The organism is Cycloclasticus sp. P1 (genome assembly GCF_000299965.1).
GTDB classification, from domain to species: Bacteria; Pseudomonadota; Gammaproteobacteria; order Methylococcales; family Cycloclasticaceae; genus Cycloclasticus; species Cycloclasticus pugetii.
Genome location: NC_018697.1, coordinates 154,352 through 176,131, shown reverse-complemented (window position 1 = coordinate 176,131; position 21,780 = coordinate 154,352). Strand labels below are relative to the sequence as shown.

24 protein-coding genes are annotated in these 21,780 nt (G+C 43.5%); 15 read left to right on the top strand and 9 right to left on the bottom strand.

Features of this window, described 5'->3' with window-relative positions:
• Positions 1-10: 10 nt before the first annotated feature.
• From Q91_RS00880 to hldE, 4 genes are read right to left on the bottom strand one after another with little or no spacing between them, the layout of a single operon-like run.
• On the bottom strand, positions 11-1,216 hold the full coding sequence (locus Q91_RS00880) for a YbfB/YjiJ family MFS transporter (protein WP_232228506.1): 1,206 nt from the start codon (positions 1,214-1,216) through the stop codon (positions 11-13).
• On the bottom strand, positions 1,188-2,459 hold the full coding sequence (gene waaA, locus Q91_RS00875; protein ID WP_020931853.1) for a lipid IV(A) 3-deoxy-D-manno-octulosonic acid transferase: 1,272 nt from the start codon (positions 2,457-2,459) through the stop codon (positions 1,188-1,190). The genes Q91_RS00880 and waaA overlap by 29 nt, the downstream gene beginning before the upstream one ends.
• A gap of 4 nt (positions 2,460-2,463) precedes the next feature.
• Entirely contained in the window at positions 2,464-3,423 is a 960-nt protein-coding gene (rfaD, locus tag Q91_RS00870) for an ADP-glyceromanno-heptose 6-epimerase (protein WP_015004986.1), read from the bottom strand.
• Positions 3,424-3,429: 6 nt separating this feature from the next.
• A complete protein-coding gene (gene hldE, locus Q91_RS00865) occupies positions 3,430-4,863 on the bottom strand; it encodes a bifunctional D-glycero-beta-D-manno-heptose-7-phosphate kinase/D-glycero-beta-D-manno-heptose 1-phosphate adenylyltransferase HldE (protein ID WP_015004985.1) in 1,434 nt (477 codons plus the stop codon).
• Between the two features lie 121 nt (positions 4,864-4,984).
• Here hldE and arsC point away from each other — a divergent pair, with 121 nt between their 5' ends.
• The 7 genes from arsC (at position 4,985) to Q91_RS00830 (ending at position 9,386) form a co-directional block, all read left to right on the top strand.
• A complete protein-coding gene (gene arsC / locus Q91_RS00860) occupies positions 4,985-5,332 on the top strand; it encodes an arsenate reductase (glutaredoxin) (protein ID WP_015004984.1) in 348 nt (115 codons plus the stop codon).
• Complete coding sequence (gene wrbA / locus Q91_RS00855; protein ID WP_016390370.1) at positions 5,333-5,929, top strand: NAD(P)H:quinone oxidoreductase; 597 nt, start codon at positions 5,333-5,335, stop codon at positions 5,927-5,929.
• Complete coding sequence (locus Q91_RS00850; protein WP_015004982.1) at positions 5,929-6,282, top strand: DUF2069 domain-containing protein; 354 nt, start codon at positions 5,929-5,931, stop codon at positions 6,280-6,282. Before wrbA ends, Q91_RS00850 begins: the two co-directional genes overlap by 1 nt.
• Complete coding sequence (gene hda, locus Q91_RS00845) at positions 6,282-6,968, top strand: DnaA regulatory inactivator Hda (RefSeq protein ID WP_015004981.1); 687 nt, start codon at positions 6,282-6,284, stop codon at positions 6,966-6,968. The genes Q91_RS00850 and hda overlap by 1 nt, the downstream gene beginning before the upstream one ends.
• Before the next feature lie 72 nt (positions 6,969-7,040).
• Positions 7,041-7,787 (top strand): DUF4197 domain-containing protein, encoded by a 747-nt coding sequence (locus Q91_RS00840; protein WP_015004980.1) that lies wholly within the window; start codon positions 7,041-7,043, stop codon positions 7,785-7,787.
• 23 nt (positions 7,788-7,810) lie between these two features.
• Positions 7,811-8,644 carry a mechanosensitive ion channel domain-containing protein gene (locus tag Q91_RS00835; RefSeq protein ID WP_015004979.1) on the top strand — a complete coding sequence of 278 codons (834 nt, stop codon included), beginning with the start codon at positions 7,811-7,813 and terminating at the stop codon, positions 8,642-8,644.
• A gap of 169 nt (positions 8,645-8,813) precedes the next feature.
• Positions 8,814-9,386, top strand: a complete 573-nt coding sequence (locus tag Q91_RS00830; RefSeq protein ID WP_015004978.1) for a superoxide dismutase — start codon at positions 8,814-8,816, stop codon at positions 9,384-9,386.
• Between the two features lie 44 nt (positions 9,387-9,430).
• Here Q91_RS00830 and Q91_RS00825 read toward each other — a convergent pair whose 3' ends face one another.
• Genes Q91_RS00825 through Q91_RS00815 form a run of 3 tightly spaced genes read right to left on the bottom strand, consistent with a single transcriptional unit; the run spans position 9,431 to position 12,113 of the window.
• Positions 9,431-10,480, bottom strand: coding sequence for an AI-2E family transporter (locus Q91_RS00825; protein WP_015004977.1), 1,050 nt, complete (start codon positions 10,478-10,480; stop codon positions 9,431-9,433).
• Between the two features lies 1 nt (position 10,481).
• Positions 10,482-11,036, bottom strand: a complete 555-nt coding sequence (locus Q91_RS00820; RefSeq protein ID WP_020931848.1) for a CDP-alcohol phosphatidyltransferase family protein — start codon at positions 11,034-11,036, stop codon at positions 10,482-10,484.
• The gene (locus tag Q91_RS00815; protein WP_015004975.1) at positions 11,037-12,113 is read right to left on the bottom strand and encodes a DUF2066 domain-containing protein; all 1,077 of its coding nucleotides are present in this window, start codon (positions 12,111-12,113) and stop codon (positions 11,037-11,039) included.
• 117 nt (positions 12,114-12,230) lie between these two features.
• On the opposite strand from Q91_RS00815, the gene purM reads away from it, so the two are divergent.
• The 3 genes from purM to Q91_RS00800 are packed head-to-tail and all read left to right on the top strand — an operon-like array spanning position 12,231 to position 14,656.
• Positions 12,231-13,268 carry a phosphoribosylformylglycinamidine cyclo-ligase gene (purM, locus tag Q91_RS00810; RefSeq protein ID WP_015004974.1) on the top strand — a complete coding sequence of 346 codons (1,038 nt, stop codon included), beginning with the start codon at positions 12,231-12,233 and terminating at the stop codon, positions 13,266-13,268.
• A 5-nt stretch (positions 13,269-13,273) separates the two neighbouring features.
• Positions 13,274-13,912, top strand: a complete 639-nt coding sequence (gene purN, locus Q91_RS00805) for a phosphoribosylglycinamide formyltransferase (RefSeq protein ID WP_015004973.1) — start codon at positions 13,274-13,276, stop codon at positions 13,910-13,912.
• Between the two features lie 9 nt (positions 13,913-13,921).
• Positions 13,922-14,656 (top strand): DUF3108 domain-containing protein, encoded by a 735-nt coding sequence (locus tag Q91_RS00800; protein ID WP_015004972.1) that lies wholly within the window; start codon positions 13,922-13,924, stop codon positions 14,654-14,656.
• 15 nt (positions 14,657-14,671) lie between these two features.
• Here Q91_RS00800 and dcd read toward each other — a convergent pair whose 3' ends face one another.
• Both dcd and apbC read right to left on the bottom strand, forming a co-directional pair.
• Entirely contained in the window at positions 14,672-15,238 is a 567-nt protein-coding gene (dcd, locus tag Q91_RS00795) for a dCTP deaminase (protein ID WP_015004971.1), read from the bottom strand.
• An 11-nt stretch (positions 15,239-15,249) separates the two neighbouring features.
• The gene (gene apbC / locus Q91_RS00790) at positions 15,250-16,335 is read right to left on the bottom strand and encodes an iron-sulfur cluster carrier protein ApbC (protein ID WP_015004970.1); all 1,086 of its coding nucleotides are present in this window, start codon (positions 16,333-16,335) and stop codon (positions 15,250-15,252) included.
• A 230-nt stretch (positions 16,336-16,565) separates the two neighbouring features.
• Here apbC and Q91_RS11450 point away from each other — a divergent pair, with 230 nt between their 5' ends.
• The 5 genes from Q91_RS11450 to rsxC all read left to right on the top strand — a co-directional run bounded on the left by Q91_RS11450 (position 16,566) and on the right by rsxC (position 21,778).
• The gene (locus tag Q91_RS11450) at positions 16,566-16,742 is read left to right on the top strand and encodes a DUF3012 domain-containing protein (RefSeq protein WP_020931845.1); all 177 of its coding nucleotides are present in this window, start codon (positions 16,566-16,568) and stop codon (positions 16,740-16,742) included.
• A 182-nt stretch (positions 16,743-16,924) separates the two neighbouring features.
• Positions 16,925-18,958, top strand: a complete 2,034-nt coding sequence (gene metG / locus Q91_RS00785; protein ID WP_015004969.1) for a methionine--tRNA ligase — start codon at positions 16,925-16,927, stop codon at positions 18,956-18,958.
• A gap of 166 nt (positions 18,959-19,124) precedes the next feature.
• Positions 19,125-19,706, top strand: a complete 582-nt coding sequence (gene rsxA, locus Q91_RS00780; protein ID WP_015004968.1) for an electron transport complex subunit RsxA — start codon at positions 19,125-19,127, stop codon at positions 19,704-19,706.
• A 3-nt stretch (positions 19,707-19,709) separates the two neighbouring features.
• Entirely contained in the window at positions 19,710-20,255 is a 546-nt protein-coding gene (rsxB, locus tag Q91_RS00775; RefSeq protein WP_015004967.1) for an electron transport complex subunit RsxB, read from the top strand.
• Complete coding sequence (rsxC, locus tag Q91_RS00770; RefSeq protein ID WP_015004966.1) at positions 20,252-21,778, top strand: electron transport complex subunit RsxC; 1,527 nt, start codon at positions 20,252-20,254, stop codon at positions 21,776-21,778. Before rsxB ends, rsxC begins: the two co-directional genes overlap by 4 nt.
• Positions 21,779-21,780 lie beyond the last annotated feature (2 nt).

Here is a 21,780-nt window from a genome sequence, read left to right as displayed (position 1 = left end):
TACATAAGCATCATGGCGTTGCATTAAGTAACGCCATGTCTTTAATAGCCCATTTTTTGATCAGCCAAATAACAGCAGAACCGAACAAAACGCAGCCACTCGCCATAAATAATGAGGCATTATAATCACCCGTTGATGCTGCTAAATAGCCTGCGATAGTGGGCGCTACAATCTGCGGAACACCATAACTCATCGTTAACATACCCATCAGCTTTGCCGGCTTTGTCGGGTAAAATCGGCCCGCCATTGTCAACACAATGCTTACGATACCCACGAAAGTAAAACCATACAAAGCAGCACTTAATAAAGCAAACAGCAATGTATCGCTCAACGCTGGAAGCACAATACCTACCGCATGTATCAAAAATGCAAATAGCAGCGCATTCAAAATACCCGTTTTTCTTGAAATTAAATCCCAGATAATGCACGCTGGCGCGGCACAGGCGCCCAATACAAGAAATGCAATTTCACCTTGCCCCTTCAAAGCAGGCTGATTCTCGACTATTGCCACAATATACGTTGCGCTAATAACAAAGCCAAAACCTGCGCAAAAGTACACCAACAACATAAGCCCCAAGAACCGCTTACTGGGTGGTTTATCATCAAGAAGCTGCCCTTTTTCTGTTAGCTTGCTTGTAGCTGGAGGCGGTAACCATCGCCATGCAGGAATAGCTAACCCCATCCCAACAAAACCGAGCAGCAACCATTGCGCTGACCAGCTGACTGACTTCGAGTATTCAAGTAATAAAGCTACAAGTACTATTCCTAACCCTATCCCAGAAAAGTGAATACCCATCTCGCTTCGATGGTGATGCCTAATCAACCAATTTAACATTAGGCCTGCGCCAATTAACAACCCGGCGGCCGTACTAAAACCCGCAACAAAGCGCGAAACACCCCAAACCCAAGGGTTATCAGACAGCCCCATCATTATTGTTGTCATAATCGCAAGCAGTAAGCCTAGCCGGTAAATCCGGTCTTTAACAACGAGGTTTCCAACTAATGTCGCTGTTAACGCACCCAACATATAGCCCAGATAATTTATAGTCGCCAACCAACCCGCTAGCACCTTGGTTAATCCAGCCTGTTCAAACATGATAGGGATCATTGGCGTGTAGGAAAAACGCGCGATACTCATTGTTAAGATCAGGCAAAAAATACCTGATGAAAGTACTTTAAAGCGACTACTAACGAGACGCATTAACCATACTGACAATACGCTCTGCCACTTTATCCACCGCGCCTTTGTTTTGCTCAACAAAACGAAGGCCCTTCATTCCCATCTGATCTCGTTGCTCAGGGTGCTCGAGTAAGTCAACCACTTGTAATGCAAGTTCGTCCGCACCCATCACTTGAATCGCAGCGCCTTTTTTTAATAAGCACTCACTAATTTCGGTGAAGTTATGTACAAATGGACCAAAAAGAACCGGCACTGAATGAGCCGCCGCCTCAAGCATATTGTGCCCACCAGTTGGCACGAAACTACCACCAATAAATGCAACATCAACGGTTGCATAGTACAGTTTCAATTCACCCAAGGTATCCAGTAAAAACACGTCTGTTTTTACTGGCGATGATTTTTGCTCGCTTCGTCGCGTCACGGTATAACCACGCTTTTCACACAATTTTGCAACGGTGTTAAATCGCTCTGGGTGCCGAGGCACCAAAACTAACAAGCTATTCGGTAACTGTTTTTTTATTTGAGAAAAAGCATCCAATACTATTTCATCTTCGCCTTCATGCGTACTGGCAGCTATCCAACTAGGGCGCTGTTGAAACCAATCTCGCCTGATGACCTCTGCTTCTTCAAACAGATGGGCTGACATTTCTAGATCAAACTTAATATTACCTGGCACACTAATATTATTTTTATTTAAACCGAGATCAACGAACCGCTCTAAGGTCGCCTCAGTTTGCGCACAGACATGCGTAATATTCGCCAATGTTTGCACCATAAAAGCACCTAGTTTTGCATACCCCTTTGCAGACTTTTCAGAAAGTCGTGCGTTAACAATAATAGACGGCACAGCATTTTTCTGCGCTTGGTGAAGCATATTTGGCCAAATTTCTGTTTCTAGAATAATCGCTATGGCTGGTTTAAAACACCGATAAAAGCGCCACATCGCATCCGGCAAATCGTAAGGCAAATACACATGATGAACACGATAACCTAAAAATGCCTTCACTCGCGCGGAGCCCGTTGGCGTGGTTGTAGTAACCAAAATTGGCTTATCTGGATAAGCAGCTGCAATTTTATCAATCAGTGCAAAAGCTGCCTCTGCCTCACCGACAGACACGGTATGGAACCAAATAACCCCTTGCGGCTGACCTTTTTTATACCAACCAAAACGTTCTGCCCAACGGTTTAAGTATGCCGGTGCTTTGCGCCCACGGATTAACAGCCGTAAAATAAAAAACGGGGTCAGTAAGTACAATAAGACTGAGTACGCCAGTCGCATTAAACTAACCGGCGTTTAACCATTCCATGTAACACTTTACTCCTTCAGCCACGGTTTTGAATCTAACATCACAACCGGCCGCCCTTAACGCCGTTAAGTCTGCCTCTGTAAAGCTTTGATAATGTCCAATCAAATGGTCGGGAAAAGGAATGTAACTTAGGCTGCCTTTTTGGTGATAATCCAGTACGCCTTTCGCTACATCATTAAAAGGTTGGCTCTTACCCGTGCCACAATTATAAATTCCAGACACCGTTGGGTTATCCAAAAACCATAAATTCACGTCAACCACATCCGTCACATAAACAAAGTCACGTACTTGCTCACCATCTGCATAACCATCACAACCAGCGAAAAGTTTGATTTCACCTTTTTCAAGTAGTTGATTATTTAAGTGAAACGCTACACTCGCCATGCTGCCTTTATGCTGTTCACGGGGGCCATATACATTAAAATAACGCAGACCAACTACTTGACTTCTAGCCTCTTGCGGGCTCAATGCTTCTTGTGCTCTGACATATTGATCAAACAAGAATTTAGAATAACCATACACATTCAGTGGCGCTTCGTTGGATAAGTCTTCCTTAAAAACGCGCCCACCGCCATAAACCGAGGCACTGGATGCATAAATAAACGGCACCTTATTTTCTTGGCAAAAATGGTAAAGGGTTTTCGAGTATTCATAATTGTTTTCCATCATAAATTGACCATCCCACTCAGTTGTAGATGAGCAGGCGCCTTGATGGAAAAGCGCTTCAATCTTATCCCCGTCGAGGTCCCCGCCTAATACACTGCCTAAGAAATCATCTTTATCCATATAGTCGGCAATCCGGCCATCCACGATGTTCTTAAATTTTGTGCCGTCTTTTAAGTCATCAACGACTAAGATGTCGCTAATACCTCTAGCGTTTAAACCTTGCACTATATTGCTGCCAATAAACCCTGCACCACCTGTTACGATTATCATCTTCGTTTACCTTTTATCGCTTGTATCGCGTATATTTTTTATCAAATTGGTCGTTGAACAACCATCCACATAATCCAACACATAGGTAGAACCACCTGCCTTGGCAACACAATCATGTCCTTCAATATCTTCAATTCGTTGATAGTCGCCACCTTTCACCAACACATCAGGCAAAATGCGACAAATATGCTCGCGTGGTGAATCTTCTGAAAAAGCGCAAACCCAATCTACACACGCTAATGCGGACAACATTTCTGCACGTGTTGCTAAATTATTAATCGGCCGCTCAGGGCCCTTTAAGCGAGACACCGAGGCATCATCATTCACTAAAATAATTAACCGATCACCCAACGCCTTTGCTTGCTGCAAATACCGCACATGTCCTGGGTGTAAAATATCAAAGCAACCGTTTGTTAGTACAATTTTTTCCCCATTCAAGCGCGCTGTTGAAATCGCTTCTGACAACTCATCTGCACTAACATAGCCGCGAGGCATGTCTTCTAAGGTGTGCAAAGTCGCCTGCAACTCTTGCTGAGTAATCGATGCCGTGCCTAATTTAGCCACCACTAAGCCGGCTGCTTGATTAGCCAATACGGTGGCTTCTGAAAAACTTGAGCCCGCGGCCAAGCATGCTGCTAATGTTGAAATAACCGTATCACCTGCGCCCGTCACATCAAACACTTCTTGCGCCTGCGTTGGTAAATGAATCGGCGGCTGTTGCGGCTGCAATAAGGTCATGCCTTTGTCACCACGGGTAACCAATAACGCCTCCAGCTCTAGCTCATTAAGCAAGGCAGCGCCACGAATAACGACATCCTCATCACTCTCACATTCACCTACCACGGCTTGAAACTCACTCCAATTTGGGGTAATTAACGTGGCCCCTCGGTATTTGCTAAAGTCTGTTCCTTTCGGGTCTATTAATACTTTTTTACCTGCTGCTTTTGCCGCAGCAATAAGTTGTGTTACAGACGCCAGCGTTCCTTTGCCATAATCTGACAAAATCACCACATCATGCGAGGCAAGTACCGCTGTATAGTGTTCTAGTAAGGCCTCTGCCGGCAAATCATGAAAACTGTCTTCAAAGTCCAAACGAATCAATTGCTGATGACGACTTAAAATGCGTAATTTGGTAATCGTTGGCTGATTAGCCAGTGTCATAAACTGACACACTACTTTTGCTTCTTCTAGCTGACTTTTTAACGATCTTGCTGCGTCATCATCACCGGTATAACCAAGAACTGACACTGCCGCATCCAAACCCGCAATATTTAACGCAACGTTTCCGGCACCGCCTGGGCGATCTTCTACATTTTTAACGTGCACAACAGGCACTGGCGCTTCTGGAGAAATACGCGAGGTATCGCCTTGCCAGTTTCTATCCAGCATCAAGTCTCCAACAACCAGTACTGACGCTTGGCTAAAATCAGGTAATTTCATCTTCGAATTCTTATTTAATAATCTACCGCCCATCATATCACGCAGCACACAAAGCAGAAAAAGCCTGCCCTAAATTAACAGATAATTTATAATTCAAGAAAACACGCATGAGGATACTCTGTTGAGCATTAAAATTTATCATAACCCACGTTGCAGCAAATCTCGCCAAACACTCCAACTACTTGAAGAAAAAGGCGTTCAACCAGACGTTATCGAGTACCTGAAGAAAGCACCTAGCCGAGCCGAACTAGAATCCATATTAAGCATGCTCAATATGGAGCCACGCGACTTAATGCGCAAAGGCGAAGCCATTTATAAAGAACAAAACCTAAAGGACAACAGCCTTAGCGATGAACAGTTAATCACAGCAATGCTGGAGAACCCTATTTTAATTGAACGGCCTATCGTCTTAGCGAATGGCAAAGCAGCAATTGGCCGCCCACCTGAAACCGTTCTGGAAATTTTATAAATGAACACCGAGGTCCTGGTTCTATTTTATAGTCGCCATGGCGCAACAGCTAACATGGCCAGTGTGATTGCTCGGGGCGTGGAAAGCATAGAAGGCGTACAAGCTAAAATTCGTACCGTGCCAGCCATTTCTAGCGTTTGTGAAGCAACTGAAGACAATATTCCAGCTGACGGTGCTTTATACGCCAACTTAGACGACCTTAAAAACTGTCACGGGCTCATCTTGGGTAGCCCGACTCGATTTGGCAATATGGCTGCACCTTTAAAATACTTTCTTGATGGCACAAGCAACCTTTGGCTATCTGGCGCGCTGATTGGCAAGCCTGCTGCCGTTTTTACCTCAACCAGTAGTCTTCACGGGGGGCAGGAAACAACGCTCACATCAATGATGCTACCGTTGCTTCACCACGGCATGTTGCTGGCCGGGCTACCGTACTCTGAACCATCATTGTTAGAAACACAATCTGGTGGCACACCATACGGCGCCAGTCATCTAGCAGGCCCTGATAACTCGCGAAAACTAGATCAACACGAATCTGACTTATGCCTTGCTCTTGGCAAAAGAATCGCCCTACTCGCAAAAAAACTTAATTCATAATGACTTTACCCGGTAAAAAAGCAGCGTACTGGTTGCAACTACTCAGCTACCTTTGCTTAATTGGCTTCATAACCGCTTGGATCACCCTACTCGCGCCACCGCAAACCTTCCCAGTAGCCTTGGTGCTTATCACCTGTGTTATCCCATTATTATTACCATTAAGGGGTGTTCTACATGGTAAAGAAAAGCCCGTTAACTGGGCGGCTTACTTAAGCCTGCTGTACTTTATACATGGCACAACCGAAGCGTTTGCAAGCTCAACTACTCGACTGCTTGGCCTTCTTGAAATTGTCATCAGCTTAACGGTATTTTTTAGCGCCTCTCTATATATTCGTCACATTAGCAAACATTAATGCACCCCCAACTGCCTCTGCCTTTCAAGTTAAAAGAAGCGTTTAACTTTGAGAGCTTTATTGCCACTGAGAATCAACTGGTCATTAAGTCCCTAAAAGATGCCGATGAACCGTTTATTTTTCTTTGGGGCGACATAGGAACCGGTAAGTCTCATTTATTACAATCGGCTTGCCAACGCCAAAGCCAACTAGGTGGCACAGCCAGCTATTTGCCAGCAAAAGAGCTACTGGGCACCTCGGCAAAAATACTGGAGGGCTTGGCGAACCTCGACCTAATTTGTATAGATGATATCGACATCCTATGTGAAAAGGCTGATTGGGAAGAGGCCTTATTTAACCTGTTTAATCAAATTAAACAGCAAACTGGGCGTTTAATTGTAAGCGCCACGGTATCGCCACAACATCTTCAGATCAGCCTTAACGATTTGCAAAGCCGATTAAATAGCGGCCTTCCACTTAACTTGGCCCCTCTTAGCGACGAAAGCACCCTACAAGCCTTACAAGCACGTGCTCAAAAACTCGGCTTAGAACTTAACCGTGAAACCGCTAACTATTTAATGACGCACTTTCCTAGAAATCTGCATACGCTCTGGAACTTGCTTAACACATTAGACAAAGCAAGCCTAGCAGCCCAGCGAAAGTTGACCATTCCTTTTTTAAAGTCCACGTTATCAAAATCGATATAAGCCATTATTGATTAAGGCTGTGTTCAGTTCGGGGAAATATGATATCGTTTTTAAAAACAAGGAGACGTTTCCATGAACAATTGGCTAAAACAAACGACGTTTATCATCGCTTTATTAACAACACCTCTTGTCAACGCAGGGCTTTTTGATTTTATTAAAGACATCGATACCAGCAAGCTCAGCATTCCAACATCCAGCCAACTTCCCGCAAATTTAAGTCAGACTGATGTTATTGCAGGACTAAAAGAAGCCCTTAAAAAAGGCACGACCGTTGCTGTTAACAATTTAAGCCAAGAAGGTGGTTTCTTGAACCATGAGGATGTAAAGGTCCCCATTCCAAGCAGCTTACAACCCATTGCCTCTTCACTGGAAATGCTTGGCCAAGGTCGTTTAGTAGACAGCTTCCAAGCCACGCTCAACAAGGCCGCCGAACAAGCAGCCCCTGAAGCGGCTACTATTTTTGCAAACACCATTCAAAACATGAGTATTGATGATGCGGCACAGATTCTCAATGGATCAGATACCGCTGCAACTGACTATTTCAAACAACACAGCTCCGAGCAATTACTTAACAAGTTCCTACCCATTGTTAAACAGTCAACAGATAGTGCTGGTGTTACCGCCAGTTACAAGCAACTTATCGCTAACTCAGGCTCGATCGGCCAATTAGTTTCCTCACAAACACCGGATCTTGACACGTTTGTTGCACAAAAAGCGGTTGACGCTATGTTTTTACGAATTGCCGAGCAAGAAAAGCTCATCCGTGAAAACCCTGCAGCCCGAACAACCGATTTACTAAAAAAAGTCTTCACCCCCTAACCAAAAACTAACCGAGGTATAAAATGGAAAACGTATTATCCGAAGAAACCCTTCTTCAAGTTCAAGAGCTACTCACCGTATACGGGCTTAAAATCATCGCTGCACTCGCAATATTTATTATTGGTAAGATGATTGCTAAGTCGATTAAGTCCGGCGTCATTAAAGCAATGAAAAAAGGCGGCTCAGACCCGATCCTTATTTCATTCACTACTAACATTATTTATACCGCTCTACTGGCTTTCGTCATCATTGCCTCACTGGGGCAACTGGGCATACAAACCACTTCATTTATTGCCATCATTGGTGCTGCTGGTCTAGCGATTGGTTTAGCCCTTCAAGGCTCATTAGCAAACTTTGCCGCTGGCGTATTAATGATTATTTTTCGTCCCTTCAAAAAAGGCGATTTTATTGAAGGTGCTGGCGCTTCAGGTATCATCGAAGAGGTTCATATCTTCAATACCGTGATGCGTACTGGCGATAATAAAACCATTATCATTCCTAACGGCAGTTTAATGGGCGGAAATATTGTTAACTACTCAACCAAGCCAACACGACGTTTAGATTTAGTTATTGGCATTGGTTATGATGATGATATTAAGAAAGCAAAATCCGTATTAGACGAACTCATGCAAAATGAAACACGCATCTTAAAAGACCCCGCTCCAACCATTGGCTTACTCGAATTAGGCGATAGCAGCGTAAACTTCGCCGTACGCCCTTGGGTCAACTCTGCTGATTATTGGGGTGTGCATTTCGACTTACTCGAAAGCATCAAATTACGCTTTGATAGCGAAGGCATTAGCATTCCTTACCCACAACAAGACCTCCACGTACACAATACAAGCGACGACAAGTAACGTCATTTAAAACGCTTACCAAAAGGGCTGGTTTACCAGCCCTTTTGCTTTTTGCAAAAAAATAACGGTAAGTCTCATTTAATATTGATTTATATCATAAACTTTACTATTGTGATGTACGTACTTTTTAACGCGCTTAGCGCATCACTTAACTACAAAGGCAATTATCATGGCACATGAATTACCCGCTCTTCCTTATGCAATTGACGCATTGGAACCTCATATCTCTCAAGAAACACTAGAGTTTCACCACGGTAAACATCACGCAACCTATGTTACTAAATTAAATGGTTTAATCCCTGGAACAGAGTTTGAGAACGCAAGTCTTGAAGAGATTGTCAAAAACTCTTCTGGCCCTATTTTTAATAATGCAGCACAAATCTGGAACCACACATTTTATTGGAACTGTTTAACGCCAAACAGCACTGAGCCAACAGGTGATTTATTGGCTGCCATCAATGAAGCATACGGTTCTGTTGACGCATTTAAAGCAGAGTTTACAGACAAGTCTGTTAATTTATTTGGCGCTGGCTGGTGCTGGTTGGTTAAAAATGCTGATGGCAAACTTGAAATCGTTCAAACCAGCAATGCGGGCACACCGTTAACCGCTGGCCAAACACCATTATTAACTTGTGACGTATGGGAGCACGCTTACTACATCGACTGTCGTAACGCTCGCCCTGCCTACATGGATAAATTTTGGGCATTAGTGAACTGGGATTTTGTTGCACAAAACCTATAGTCACTAGACATAATTATAAAAAGGCACCGAATCGGTGCCTTTTTTTATGTTTGCTTGTATAACTCACTGCTTTTATATTGATCATTGACGTGTCTCAATAGTACAAATAAAACCGCCGCCACCGGCAAAGCCAATAAGACCCCGGTCACTCCAAAAAACTGACCACCAACCATCACCGAAAATATGACCGTTACCGGGTGCAAACCGATCTTATCGCCGACCAACACAGGGGTTAACACGAAGCTTTCTAAAACCTGTGCTACTGCAAACACTACGAAGATTGGCAAAACACCACTGACATCATGCAACTGAAAAACAGACGTAGCGCAGGCCAATACAAGCCCCACAATCAAACCTAGATAAGGCACAAAACTGACCAGCCCGATAATTAAGCTGATTAACAAGGAAAACTCCAGCCCCACTAGACTTAATCCAATATAGTAAATAACTGACTGGCTAGCCATTACTAAAAGTTGTCCCTTGAAAAAAGCGCCAAGAACAGCATCAACTTCGTGCGCAATACCCGTTAACTTCTCTTCTAGCCGACGTGGAAACGAATGTTGAATGCGTTCTAATATCGCATTCCAATCGCGTAAAAAGTAAAACGTGACGAGTGGAATCAACAGCAGATTAGTCAGCGCCGACAAGAAAGCCATTCCAGACGAGCTGACAGAGCTCAAGATGCTTGCCACGACACTACCTGCACTGCCAATATTGTCTTGCAGAGTCTGTTGAATTTCATCTACATTCACGGAGCCATAGTGATTTAAACGAACTTGCAGCCACGGCAGCACCGTTTCTTTTACCCAACTGATAATAGCCGGTACTTTTTCAACCAAACTAGCAAACTGTTGTTCTATCAGCGGCACAAGCACAATGGTCACGCCTGCCAAAAGAGTAAAGATTACAACAAACACCAAGCTGACCGCCCATGATCGCTGCCACTTATGTTTTTCCAGCCACGTTGCCAGTGGGTCACCTAAGTAGGCTAATAATGCCGCACAAACAAATGGCATTAAAATGGGCAATAACACGTAAGCCAGACCAATAAAGGCAATGGCAACTAAATAGTACTTAGTGTTATCGTTTTTCATACTACTCCCGAACCTTCGCTTCCCATGCTTTAAACCCCCAGCTCCAAACATACTCTAAACCACTAATGACAGTAGTTGCAGCAACCGAATAAAGCGCAAACTCAATCCAACTGTGCGGTATAGGCACGATGCCTTGGCTGGCTATTAACAACACCAAATAAACTATCTGAAATGTCGTATTTAACTTACTAGAAAATGGTGGCGTGCCTTGAAACGTCTCAATCATCAAGTGATACGCTAGAGCGCCAAAAGACACAATGACGTCACGCAACAAAATCACAATAAATAGCCAAGCAGGCATTAAGCCTGTTAAGACGCATACTAAAAAGCAGGACACCAATAGCAACTTATCAGCTAATGGGTCTAGAAAAGACCCCAACTGGCTCGTCCAGTCATATCGCTTAGCTAAAAAACCATCTAATGCATCTGACAACCCAGCAATAATAAAAAGCGCCAAGGTCATCTGATACTGCTTGTTCCATAACAAATAGATGATTGGTAAAACTAATACAATCCTAATGACACTGATCAGGTTAGGAATATCGCGCCTATTCATTTAGTTGACTCGGTAGTAAAGAACTTTTTCCAATGGTTGAGCAGGCAAGCTATTGATATCGGCACTAACCGGGGCAACTATTCTTTGAGAACTACCCGGTGACAAAACATCGTTCAATGCAATGGTCTGTATCAATACCGACTCATCACCTGTGATAACTAGGTTCAGCACCACCTTATTTCCCTGTAATTGCTCCCAGTTTAATTTTTTTACCATATCAAGCGATGATAAATAGCCTGTAGCGCGAGTAAATGCCAGCAGGTCATCAACTCCAATCAGCTCAATTGTCAGCTTTTTTTCCAAGCTGACAATACCCATCGGGGCATAAATATCTGCTAGCTTTTCTGTCATTTCAATAAATACCGGCTGAAAAACAGTACTAACACCGGAGGATTTTTCCACCCCATCGTATTGCCGACCTTCACTTAGCCAGGTCCAGTTAAGCTGCCATATCCCGTTGGTTTTTAACAACCGAGCAAAGATTACCTGATTTGTACTATAACGTTGAGAAGCGAGCGCTATCTGCTCTGAAAAACCTGCCCGTATATCGTTAAAACTAACGGCTCTTTGATCTGCCAAATCTAACAAAGGTAGGGTCACTGCTAAGCCAGCATCTAACGACTCTTGTTTCAGCGCATCAGCCAATTCTTTGCCTGTGCTGCTATTGAGTATATAACGATCATTACCATCATCCACTGCTAACCATAACAACACATCCGGCCTATTAGCGCCCCAAACAGGCACATCAAACTGTTGCAAAGTTCGATCTAGTGCAGCTTTTTGAAACCTAACGATCAACCAATATCCGTTATCTTGATCTCTTTTTTTATACTGGAACTGCTCTACATAGGAGCCAACATTCGATAAGGCTTCCAGTAACGGCGAATTATTCAATGTACTACGACGGCCAGAGACTTTACGTACTACTGTATGAAGCGCCTTTTTAATGGCCTGATTACGCACAGACTGAGACTGGTCATCAACTTCTACTTGCGCCGTGTATAGGCCCTCTAGCTGCACCGCATATGCCGGCACAGATAACAGTAACAATAAAATACTCACTAAAAAACGCATCATTACGCCCACACAACCTTAATTAATAATAAGCTATAGCATAATATAGTTAGCCCTATTACTGCCAACAATTAACTCAACTGATATAATCTAACTTTTTATAACCGAATACAGTTTATTTTGAACGATTCAAAGAATAGCCTAAGCTATAAAGACGCAGGTGTTGATATTGATGCCGGCACACAACTCGTCGAACGAATAAAGCCTATTGCTAAGCGAACCCAGCGCGCAGGCGTCCTGTCAGGGCTGGGCGGCTTTGGCTCTTTATTTGAGCTACCACTCGATCGTTATAAAAAGCCCGTGCTTGTCTCCGGCACCGATGGTGTTGGAACAAAACTTAAATTGGCTATGATGCTGAACAAGCATGACACGATCGGCATAGACCTTGTTGCCATGTGCGTCAATGACATCATCGTAACCGGCGCTGAACCTTTATTCTTTCTCGACTATTACGCAACAGGCAAACTCAATGTAGACGTGGCCAGTGACGTAATTGCAGGCATTGGAAAGGGTTGTGAATTGGCCGGTGCCGCACTGGTTGGCGGTGAAACCGCCGAAATGCCCGGAATGTATCATGGCGAAGATTACGACTTAGCAGGCTTTAGTGTTGGTATTGCTGAAAAAGACAACATCATTGATGGCGCCGAAGTTGCCGTTGGCGATATATTAATTGGCCTTGCCTCATCAGGCGCACATTCAAATGGCTACTCATTAATTCGCAAAGTAATCGAACTACAAGACGACCTAAATCAAACATTGGACAACAAACCTCTTACCGATGTTTTACTCGAACCAACGCGTATTTACGTTAAGACCCTACTTGATTTAATCAGCAAACAACCCATTCATGCCATCGCTCATATTACCGGTGGCGGCATCACCGAGAACTTGCCCCGCGTCTTACCTGACAATACAGTAGCCAATGTAAAACTAGGTAGCTGGCCAACGCTCGCGTTGTTCGATTGGCTTCAAGAAGAAGGTAATATTAGCGATGAGGAAATGCTTAAAACTTTTAATTGCGGCATCGGCATGGTCCTTTGCGTCGCAAAAGACCATGTAGACGCTGTTCTCGCTCAACTTGAATCAAGCGGAGAGTCTGCATTCATCATCGGCGATATTGCCCAAGCCGAGGGCGAACCCAAGGTTAACTACCTTTAATCATAATGAACTCCGACTATCGTATTGTCGTTTTACTATCGGGCTCTGGCACAACGCTCCAATCGATTATAGATACTGGCCTACCCGCCACTATTTCGGCGGTTATCAGTAACAAGCCCGGGGTTATGGGACTTAACCGTGCCAAAGAAGCCAATATTCCAACCCATGTCTTAGATCACACCACTTATTCATCACGTGAAGCCTTCGATCAAGACTTGCAACAACAAATTGATGAATACAAACCTGATTTAGTGGTTTTAGCTGGGTTCATGCGCATTCTTAGCGATGACTTTGTGAACCATTATTACGGCAGACTCATCAATATTCACCCCTCTTTGCTGCCAAAATACAAAGGCATGCACACACACCAACGGGTTATGGACGATGGCGAGCCACTTCACGGTAGCAGCGTACATTTTGTTAATACTGAGCTCGATGGCGGCCCCGTGGTTTTGCAAGCACGCTTACCGGTTCTTCCCAACGACAGCCCCGAGAGCCTTGAGCTTCGAATTAAAACGAAGGAACACCTTATTTACCCAACCGCCATTAGCTGGCTTGCCGAGGGGCGAATTGAACTAAAAGGCAACGAAGTCTATATGGATGGAAAAAAAATGAGCGGCCCAGTCGTCATGGATTACATGTAATGTAAGCAGATGAATATATTACTAAAAAAAACCAGCCTATTCATTGTCGTCGTTTTTTTTAGTCTATTATCTACTCATACTTTTGCAGCTGACCAAACCCTTCCCACCTTTAAAGCCGAGTACAAACTAAGCCATAATAATATTGAAATTGGCCACGTTTCATTAAACGTTAAAATGTTAGCCAATGGCCAATATCAGCTTCTCTCATCCACTGAAACAAGCGGCTTGCTTGCCTTCGTACGTGACGATATCGTACTTGAAAGCAGTCGATTTGAGTTCACTGAACAGCAAGTAAGGCCTTTATCCTACGAATACCAACAAACTCTTGGCGATGACAAGAAAAACATAAAATTGCACTTTGATTGGCAGACAAAAACACTTACAAATTCGTCAAAAGGGCACGATTGGAGGCTAACGCTAAGCAACGGCGTCTTAGATAAAGCGCTTTTACAATTAGCCCTAATGCAGGACTTAAAAAACCCGGCCGAAAAGTCGTTGAGCTACCAAGTTGCCGATGGTGGAAAATTAAAAACCTACTCCTTTACCCAACTAGGCGACGAGCAAATTAAAGTAGCCGGAAAACAATACCAGACCATTAAACTTGCGCGTAAAAAAGACGATAAACCCTTGATTACCTATTATTGGTGCGCAAAGGAATTACATAACCTCCCCATTCTTTTACAACGTAAAAAAACCTATGGGACTTTTGAAATGCGCCTGCTAAGTGCTCATTTTGACAACTAGCAACACAACGCCTCGTTAAGCTTTAGGTAATGTAACGCCAGTTTGTCCTTGATACTTACCACCGCGATCGCCATATGATGTTTCACATATTTCGTCGGCACCTAAAAACAATATTTGCGCGACGCCTTCATTAGCATAAATTTTGGCTGGCAAAGGTGTGGTATTCGAAAATTCCAAAGTAACATGCCCTTCCCACTCTGGCTCCAATGGGGTGACATTAACGATAATGCCGCAACGCGCATATGTTGATTTACCCAAGCAAATTGTCAACACATCCCGTGGGATCCTTAGGTATTCAACCGTTCTTGCCAAGGCAAATGAATTAGGTGGAATAATGCAAACATCCGACTTAATATCAACAAAGCTATTTTCATCGAAATTTTTAGGGTCAACCACTGCCGAATTAATATTCGTGAAAATTTTAAACTCATCAGAACATCGAATATCGTAACCATAACTCGATGTACCATAAGAAATAACTCGCCCCTCATCTGAGTGTCTCACCTGATGCGACTCAAAAGGCTCGATCATCCCTTTTTCATTCGCCATACGGCGAATCCAGCTGTCTGATTTAATACCCATAGCGAACCTAATTAATTAATAACAATGTTTGGAATTTTGCCACTAAAGTCTTTTGCTTTTACTGACAATGATGCGGCCAGTTTCCTAGCCATTTTTCTATAAATCACAGAAATTTGGCTGTCCGGGTCTAACGCAACGGTGGGGGTTCCAGTATCTGTGCTGGTTCGAATAGAGATATCCAACGGCAGCGCTCCCAAAAATTCAACACCATATTGTTGCGCCATCGCCTCGCCACCGCCTTGCCCGAAAATTGCTTCTTCGTGTTGGCAGTTTGAACAGATATGCAGACTCATATTTTCAATGATTCCGAGCACTGGAATATCCACTTTTTCAAACATTTTTAGGCCTTTCTTAGCATCAATCAAGGCGATATCTTGCGGTGTTGTCACCACGACAGAACCTGTTACAGGAACAGTTTGTGCCAAGGTTAAATGGATATCGCCGGTTCCCGGTGGCATATCAATAATTAAATAGTCAAGATCATCCCAATTTGTATCATTTAACAATTGACCTAAGGCTTGCGTAACCATCGGCCCACGCAAAATCATCGGTGTATCTTCGTCAACTAAAAAACCAACTGACATCACTTGCAGACCATGGCTTTCCATTGGCTGTATGGTTCGGCCATCTGGCGAACTAGGGCGACCACTAATACCTAACATGGTCGGTTGACTTGGGCCATAAATATCCGCATCAAGAATGCCGACACGTGCACCTTCTGCAACAAGCGCCAACGCTAAATTAACCGATGTTGTTGATTTGCCGACCCCTCCTTTTCCAGAAGCCACAGCCACCATATTCTTTACACCATTCATTAATTTAACGCCCTTTTGAACAGCGTGTGGTTTGATGATCCAGCTAATCGTTACCTCAACACTGTTAATGCCATCGAGCTGCTGAAGATGCGCCGTAACCTCAGCCTCTAACTGCTCTTTAACGCCCGCAGCTGGGTACCCCAATATGAGCTCAACTCGAAGCTCACCATTGACCAGTGTTAAGTTTTTCAACGCCTTATTAGACACGATACTGTTACCCGTTAACGGGTCAATAAATTCTTTTAGGTGCTGCTCTATACCTGTTACTGACAATTCACTCATTTGTGCTCCAAATAGCCCTGCAATAAAACACTCTATTCTATACGTTTATTCGCAACTTTTGCGAATTTTAGGCACCGACTAAAAGCGCAAACCAAGCAACCATTTATAAGCCAGCCTCACATCATCGACAAGGGTTGATAAAATTATTAACACCTACACGACTAATTTTAGTAGCATCTCCGTATCTCGTTTTCACAACACGTCTAACATCAACACTTTTAAGGACACCCATGAGCATCATTAAAAAAAGCGCCCTTAGCGCCCTTGTCATCACATTATTCACCCTTACAGCATGTACGCCAGAAGTTGGAAGTGACGCTTGGTGCACAGACATGAAAGAAAAATCTAAAGCTGATTGGACCGCTAACCAAACATCTGATTTTGCAAAAAACTGCGTTTTTAAATAACGTCATTTTAAATTCACAAACCGGACAACTTTTTTCATAAACTTAAAACATACCGTGTAAAGAATAAGCACAATGCCGAAGGCATTGTGCTTATTTTATGGGACAATACAGCCAAATAAACCAACGCCTATACAACACCATTTATTGTTAGGCTTACTTGCTCAACACTATCACCTTTATTTATGTCAAACGAAATAAGAAAAATTCTTGTTACCAGTGCTTTACCTTACGCTAACGGCCCTATTCATATTGGCCATTTAGTTGAATATATCCAAACTGATATCTGGGTGCGTTTTCAAAAACAGCGAGGACATACCTGTCATTATGTTTGCGCCGATGATGCACACGGCACACCCATTATGTTAAGGGCACAACAAGAAGGCATAACACCTGAGCAATTAATTGCAGACACATGGACTCAGCACAACGCCGATTTCCAAGACTTTAATATTGGTTTCGATAATTTTTATACAACCCATTCAGACGAAACACGTGACTTTGCCGAACTGATCTACAACCGCTTACATGAAAAGCAGCATATTCACAGCAAAACCATCACCCAAGCTTATGACCCGGTTAAGGAAATGTTTCTTCCTGATCGTTTTATCAAAGGCGAATGCCCAAAATGTGGTGCCGCCGATCAGTACGGTGATAACTGTGAAGTCTGCAGTGCAACGTATTCCCCTACCGATTTAATTAACCCTGTTTCAGCTGTTTCAGGTGAAAGGCCCATTGATAAAGAGTCAGAGCATTTTTTCTTTAAACTGGGCGAATTTGAAACCATGTTAAAAGACTGGACTCAATCTGGTCATCTACAAGAACAAGTATCTAACAAACTAAACGAATGGTTTGAAGTGGGCTTGCAAGACTGGGATATCTCTCGGGATGCGCCTTACTTCGGTTTTGAAATCCCTAACGCACCAGGCAAATTCTTTTATGTTTGGCTTGATGCGCCGGTTGGCTACATGGGCAGCTTTAAGAATTTATGCGACCAAAATGGGCTTGCTTTTGACGAGTACTGGGGTAAAGACAGTAACACCGAGCTTTATCACTTTATCGGCAAAGACATTGTCTACTTTCATGCCTTATTTTGGCCAGCCATGTTAACAGGTGCTGGGTTTAGAACCCCAACCGCAATATTTTCTCACGGCTTTTTAACCGTTAATGGTGAAAAAATGTCAAAGTCTCGCGGCACCTTTATCAAAGCTCGCACTTATTTAGAGCACTTAAACCCTGAGTATTTACGCTATTACTTTGCAGCAAAATTGAGCAACCGGGTTGAAGATATCGACCTTAACTTCGAAGACTTTAGCCAGCGCGTCAACACTGACCTTGTAAATAAAGTGGTAAACATTGCGAGCCGTTGCAGTGGCTTTATTAAAAAACGGTTTAATAATGAATTATCCGCTACGTGCTCCGAGCCTGAGCTATTTCAATCATTTGTTGAGGAAAACCACACTATTGCTGAACTGTACGAGTCACGCGAATACGGCAAAGCCATGCGCGCCATTTCTGCCTTGGCCGATAAAGCCAACCAGTATATTGACGAAAAACAGCCATGGGTCATTGCTAAGCAAGACAATTGCGATGCTGAATTACACGACATTTGCAGTGTCGGCATTAATTTATTTTATGTTATTGCCAGTTACTTAAAACCCGTTGTACCAACGATGGTTGCTAAAGCTGAAACATTTATCAACGCCGGCGAGTTTGCTTGGCCAGATGGGTTATCGCCTCTAACCGCTCACACCATCAATAAATTCAAACCCTTGATGGCCCGTGTTGACGCAGATAAGCTCAGCGCTTTAATTGAAGCATCGAAAGAAAACTTACTCTCAACCCCTACTGCCGCAAAAAGCCCAGCGACTAAAAAAATTGAAAAGATAGCCAATACTATCGAGTTTGACGATTTTGCTAATATTGATTTGCGCGTTGCCCTTATTGAAAAAGCCGAGCACGTTGAAGAGGCTGACAAATTACTTCGTTTAACACTAAGTTTGGGTGATGAAAGCCGGCAAGTATTAGCAGGGTTAAAATCTGCCTATACGCCTGAGCAACTTGAAGGCCGACTCACTGTTATGGTCGCTAATCTTAAACCACGTAAAATGCGCTTTGGCGTATCCGAAGGCATGGTTCTAGCCGCAGGTCCAGGTGGTGATGAATTATGGATCTTATCGCCAGACAATGGCGCAAAACCCGGAATGCGCATTAAATAAAAACCAGTATGGTGCAAAAAGTTGAGCATTTAATAAAAAGCCCCTATAATTCTTAAATTGAATATTAAATACAATTTTCATTCTATCTGGTTATATGAGGCGCTAACAATCAACCATACGATTTGAACTAATGGCTATATACTAGTCAAAACCCTTTATTTACCCTATGTCTGAATACCTACTCATTTTAGTCAGCACCATACTAGTCAACAACTTTGTGTTGGTGAAATTTCTCGGCTTGTGCCCCTTTATGGGTGTTTCAAACAAGCTGGAAACTGCTATGGGCATGGGATTTGCGACAACATTTGTACTTACCCTAGCGTCCATTTGCAGTTATTTAGCCAATCATTATTTACTGGCTCCTTTAGGCTTAGAATATTTGCGGACCATTACTTTTATTGTTGTTATTGCTGTCGTTGTGCAATTGACCGAAGCTATCGTCCATAAAACAAGCCCCTTACTGCATCAGGTTTTAGGTATTTATCTGCCGCTTATTACCACTAATTGCGCTGTCTTAGGTGTCGCCTTATTAAGCGTTCAAGAAGAGCATAATTTTATAGAATCTGGCTTATATGGCTTTGGTGCCGCTTTAGGGTTTTCTTTGGTGTTGGTGTTATTTTCCACCATTCGAGAACGCATTACAGTGTCTGACGTGCCCGAGCCATTTAAAGGTAATGCTATTGCTTTAATCACTGCGGGCTTAATGTCAGTTGCCTTTATGGGCTTTTCAGGCTTGATTAAATTCTAACTCATGTCTTTTTTTATACTCATTATTTTATTCGCCGCACTTGGTATCCTTCTTGGGTATGCCGCTATTCGCTTTAAGGTAGAAGGTGACCCACTGGTTGATAAAATTGATGCTGTCTTACCACAGACTCAATGTGGTCAATGTAACTTCCCTGGCTGCCGACCATACGCACAAGCTATTGCCAATGGTGATGCTGACATCAATCAATGCCCACCCGGTGGCGAAGCAGGCATTATCGCCCTTGCAGACTTATTAGGGGTTGAACCCAAACCACTCAACGAAGAAAACGGCGTTGAGAAAGCAAACTTAGTGGCGGTTATTGATGAAAATACCTGTATTGGTTGCAAACTCTGTATTCAAGCCTGCCCTGTAGACGCTATTCTAGGTGCACCCAAACATATGCATACCGTTATCGAAGCAGAATGCACGGGGTGTGAATTGTGCGTATCCCCTTGCCCTGTTGAGTGCATAACAATGGAGCCTGTGGCAACAACCTTGTCCCTTTGGGAGTGGGAAAAACCTAAATCTTCTGAAGAGAAAAACTCATGAAACTATGGTCATTTAAAGGTGGTCTACCATCGCTTGCCGACCATAAAAATGAGTCGGTCAACTTACCCATTGAAATAGCACCTGTACCAAAGCACTTAATTTACCCCTTAGGCCAGCACATTGGTAATGCTGCAAAACCGCTGGTTAACGTTGGCGACACTGTGCTACGTGGACAAAAAATAGCTGAAGCGCAAGGCATGATCAGCGCACCGATTCATGCCAGCAGCTCTGGCACTGTAATAAGCATTGCCGACCACCTAATCCCCCACCCTTCTGGTTTTTCTGCGCCCTCTATAACAATAGAAACTGATGGCCTCGATACCGAAGTAACACCAACACCTCAGGCTGACTTCAAACAGTTATCGGCTGAGAAACTGGTTCAACTGATTCGTGAAGCTGGGATTGTTGGCCTAGGTGGCGCCGCATTTCCTACCGCGATCAAACTTAACACGCAAAGCAAAGCTATCCAAATCGACACTTTAATTTTAAACGGTGCCGAGTGTGAACCTTATATCTCCTGCGATGATCGGCTATTAAAAGAGCGCTCCGATCGCATCGTAGAAGGCATTGAAATTCTGCTACATATGACCGGCGCAAAGCGTGCGATTCTTGCTATTGAAGACAATGTACCCGACACGTTTAAGACCGTTCAACGCACCATAGCCGAGCACCAAAACAGCATTATTAGCGCCGTTCAAATTCCAACTATCTACCCAACAGGTGGCGAAAAACAACTGATTCAAACCCTAACGGGTAAAGAAGTTCCCAGCGGCAAAATTCCTGCGGACATTGGCATTGTATCTATTAATGTTGGTACTGTTTACGCAGTTCAACAGGCGGTTATTGAAGGCAAACCGCTAACATCAAGAATTATCACCGTCACCGGAGAAGGGGTTAATAAGCCTCATAACCTTGAGGTTAGATTAGGCACGCCTATTAAAGCACTGATTGATATTTGCAATGGCTACACAAAATTTGCCGAACGCTTAATTATGGGCGGCCCAATGATGGGCTTTGCGTTGTTAAACGACGATATCCCCATTATCAAAGCAACCAACTGTATTCTAGTTGCCAGCAAACAAGAGGTAGTCACCGAAAAACAAGCCATGCCCTGTATTCGCTGCGGCTTATGCGCCAGCGTATGCCCGGTTTCACTACTCCCACAACAGCTGTATTGGTATAGCCGTTCTGAGCAGCTAGAAAAGGCTGAAAAACTAAATTTATTTGATTGTATTGAGTGCGGCTGTTGCGATGTCGCGTGCCCAAGCCATATTCCATTGGTACAACATTTTCGATATGCAAAAAGTGCCTTAAAAGTACAAAAGCATGAAAAGCATTTATCCAATGTGGCCCGTGAACGCTTTGAAGCAAGAGAAGAACGTATCGCTCGTGAGAAAGCAGAACGCGCAGAACGTTCTCGCAAAAAGAAAGCAGCGTTAAAAAATAAACCTGCTAAGGAAGAAATTGATGCTGCTGTTAGTCGCTCAAAAGCCAAGAAAAACCCAACACCAGACGAGGGCTAAAC

What these genes read in the sequence shown, in the direction of transcription:
- waaA (WP_020931853.1), bottom strand. Translation starts at nt 2,459, where the DNA reads ATGCGACTGGCGTACTCAGTCTTATTGTACTTACTGACCCCGTTTTTT.
- rfaD (WP_015004986.1), bottom strand. Translation starts at nt 3,423, where the DNA reads ATGATAATCGTAACAGGTGGTGCAGGGTTTATTGGCAGCAATATAGTG.
- hldE (WP_015004985.1), bottom strand. Translation starts at nt 4,863, where the DNA reads ATGAAATTACCTGATTTTAGCCAAGCGTCAGTACTGGTTGTTGGAGAC.
- wrbA (WP_016390370.1), top strand. Translation starts at nt 5,333, where the DNA reads ATGAACACCGAGGTCCTGGTTCTATTTTATAGTCGCCATGGCGCAACA.
- Q91_RS00850 (WP_015004982.1), top strand. Translation starts at nt 5,929, where the DNA reads ATGACTTTACCCGGTAAAAAAGCAGCGTACTGGTTGCAACTACTCAGC.
- hda (WP_015004981.1), top strand. Translation starts at nt 6,282, where the DNA reads ATGCACCCCCAACTGCCTCTGCCTTTCAAGTTAAAAGAAGCGTTTAAC.
- Q91_RS00840 (WP_015004980.1), top strand. Translation starts at nt 7,041, where the DNA reads ATGAACAATTGGCTAAAACAAACGACGTTTATCATCGCTTTATTAACA.
- Q91_RS00835 (WP_015004979.1), top strand. Translation starts at nt 7,811, where the DNA reads ATGGAAAACGTATTATCCGAAGAAACCCTTCTTCAAGTTCAAGAGCTA.
- Q91_RS00830 (WP_015004978.1), top strand. Translation starts at nt 8,814, where the DNA reads ATGGCACATGAATTACCCGCTCTTCCTTATGCAATTGACGCATTGGAA.
- Q91_RS00825 (WP_015004977.1), bottom strand. Translation starts at nt 10,480, where the DNA reads ATGAAAAACGATAACACTAAGTACTATTTAGTTGCCATTGCCTTTATT.
- Q91_RS00820 (WP_020931848.1), bottom strand. Translation starts at nt 11,036, where the DNA reads ATGAATAGGCGCGATATTCCTAACCTGATCAGTGTCATTAGGATTGTA.
- Q91_RS00815 (WP_015004975.1), bottom strand. Translation starts at nt 12,113, where the DNA reads ATGATGCGTTTTTTAGTGAGTATTTTATTGTTACTGTTATCTGTGCCG.
- purN (WP_015004973.1), top strand. Translation starts at nt 13,274, where the DNA reads ATGAACTCCGACTATCGTATTGTCGTTTTACTATCGGGCTCTGGCACA.
- Q91_RS00800 (WP_015004972.1), top strand. Translation starts at nt 13,922, where the DNA reads ATGAATATATTACTAAAAAAAACCAGCCTATTCATTGTCGTCGTTTTT.
- dcd (WP_015004971.1), bottom strand. Translation starts at nt 15,238, where the DNA reads ATGGGTATTAAATCAGACAGCTGGATTCGCCGTATGGCGAATGAAAAA.
- apbC (WP_015004970.1), bottom strand. Translation starts at nt 16,335, where the DNA reads ATGAGTGAATTGTCAGTAACAGGTATAGAGCAGCACCTAAAAGAATTT.
- Q91_RS11450 (WP_020931845.1), top strand. Translation starts at nt 16,566, where the DNA reads ATGAGCATCATTAAAAAAAGCGCCCTTAGCGCCCTTGTCATCACATTA.
- metG (WP_015004969.1), top strand. Translation starts at nt 16,925, where the DNA reads ATGTCAAACGAAATAAGAAAAATTCTTGTTACCAGTGCTTTACCTTAC.
- rsxA (WP_015004968.1), top strand. Translation starts at nt 19,125, where the DNA reads ATGTCTGAATACCTACTCATTTTAGTCAGCACCATACTAGTCAACAAC.
- rsxB (WP_015004967.1), top strand. Translation starts at nt 19,710, where the DNA reads ATGTCTTTTTTTATACTCATTATTTTATTCGCCGCACTTGGTATCCTT.
- rsxC (WP_015004966.1), top strand. Translation starts at nt 20,252, where the DNA reads ATGAAACTATGGTCATTTAAAGGTGGTCTACCATCGCTTGCCGACCAT.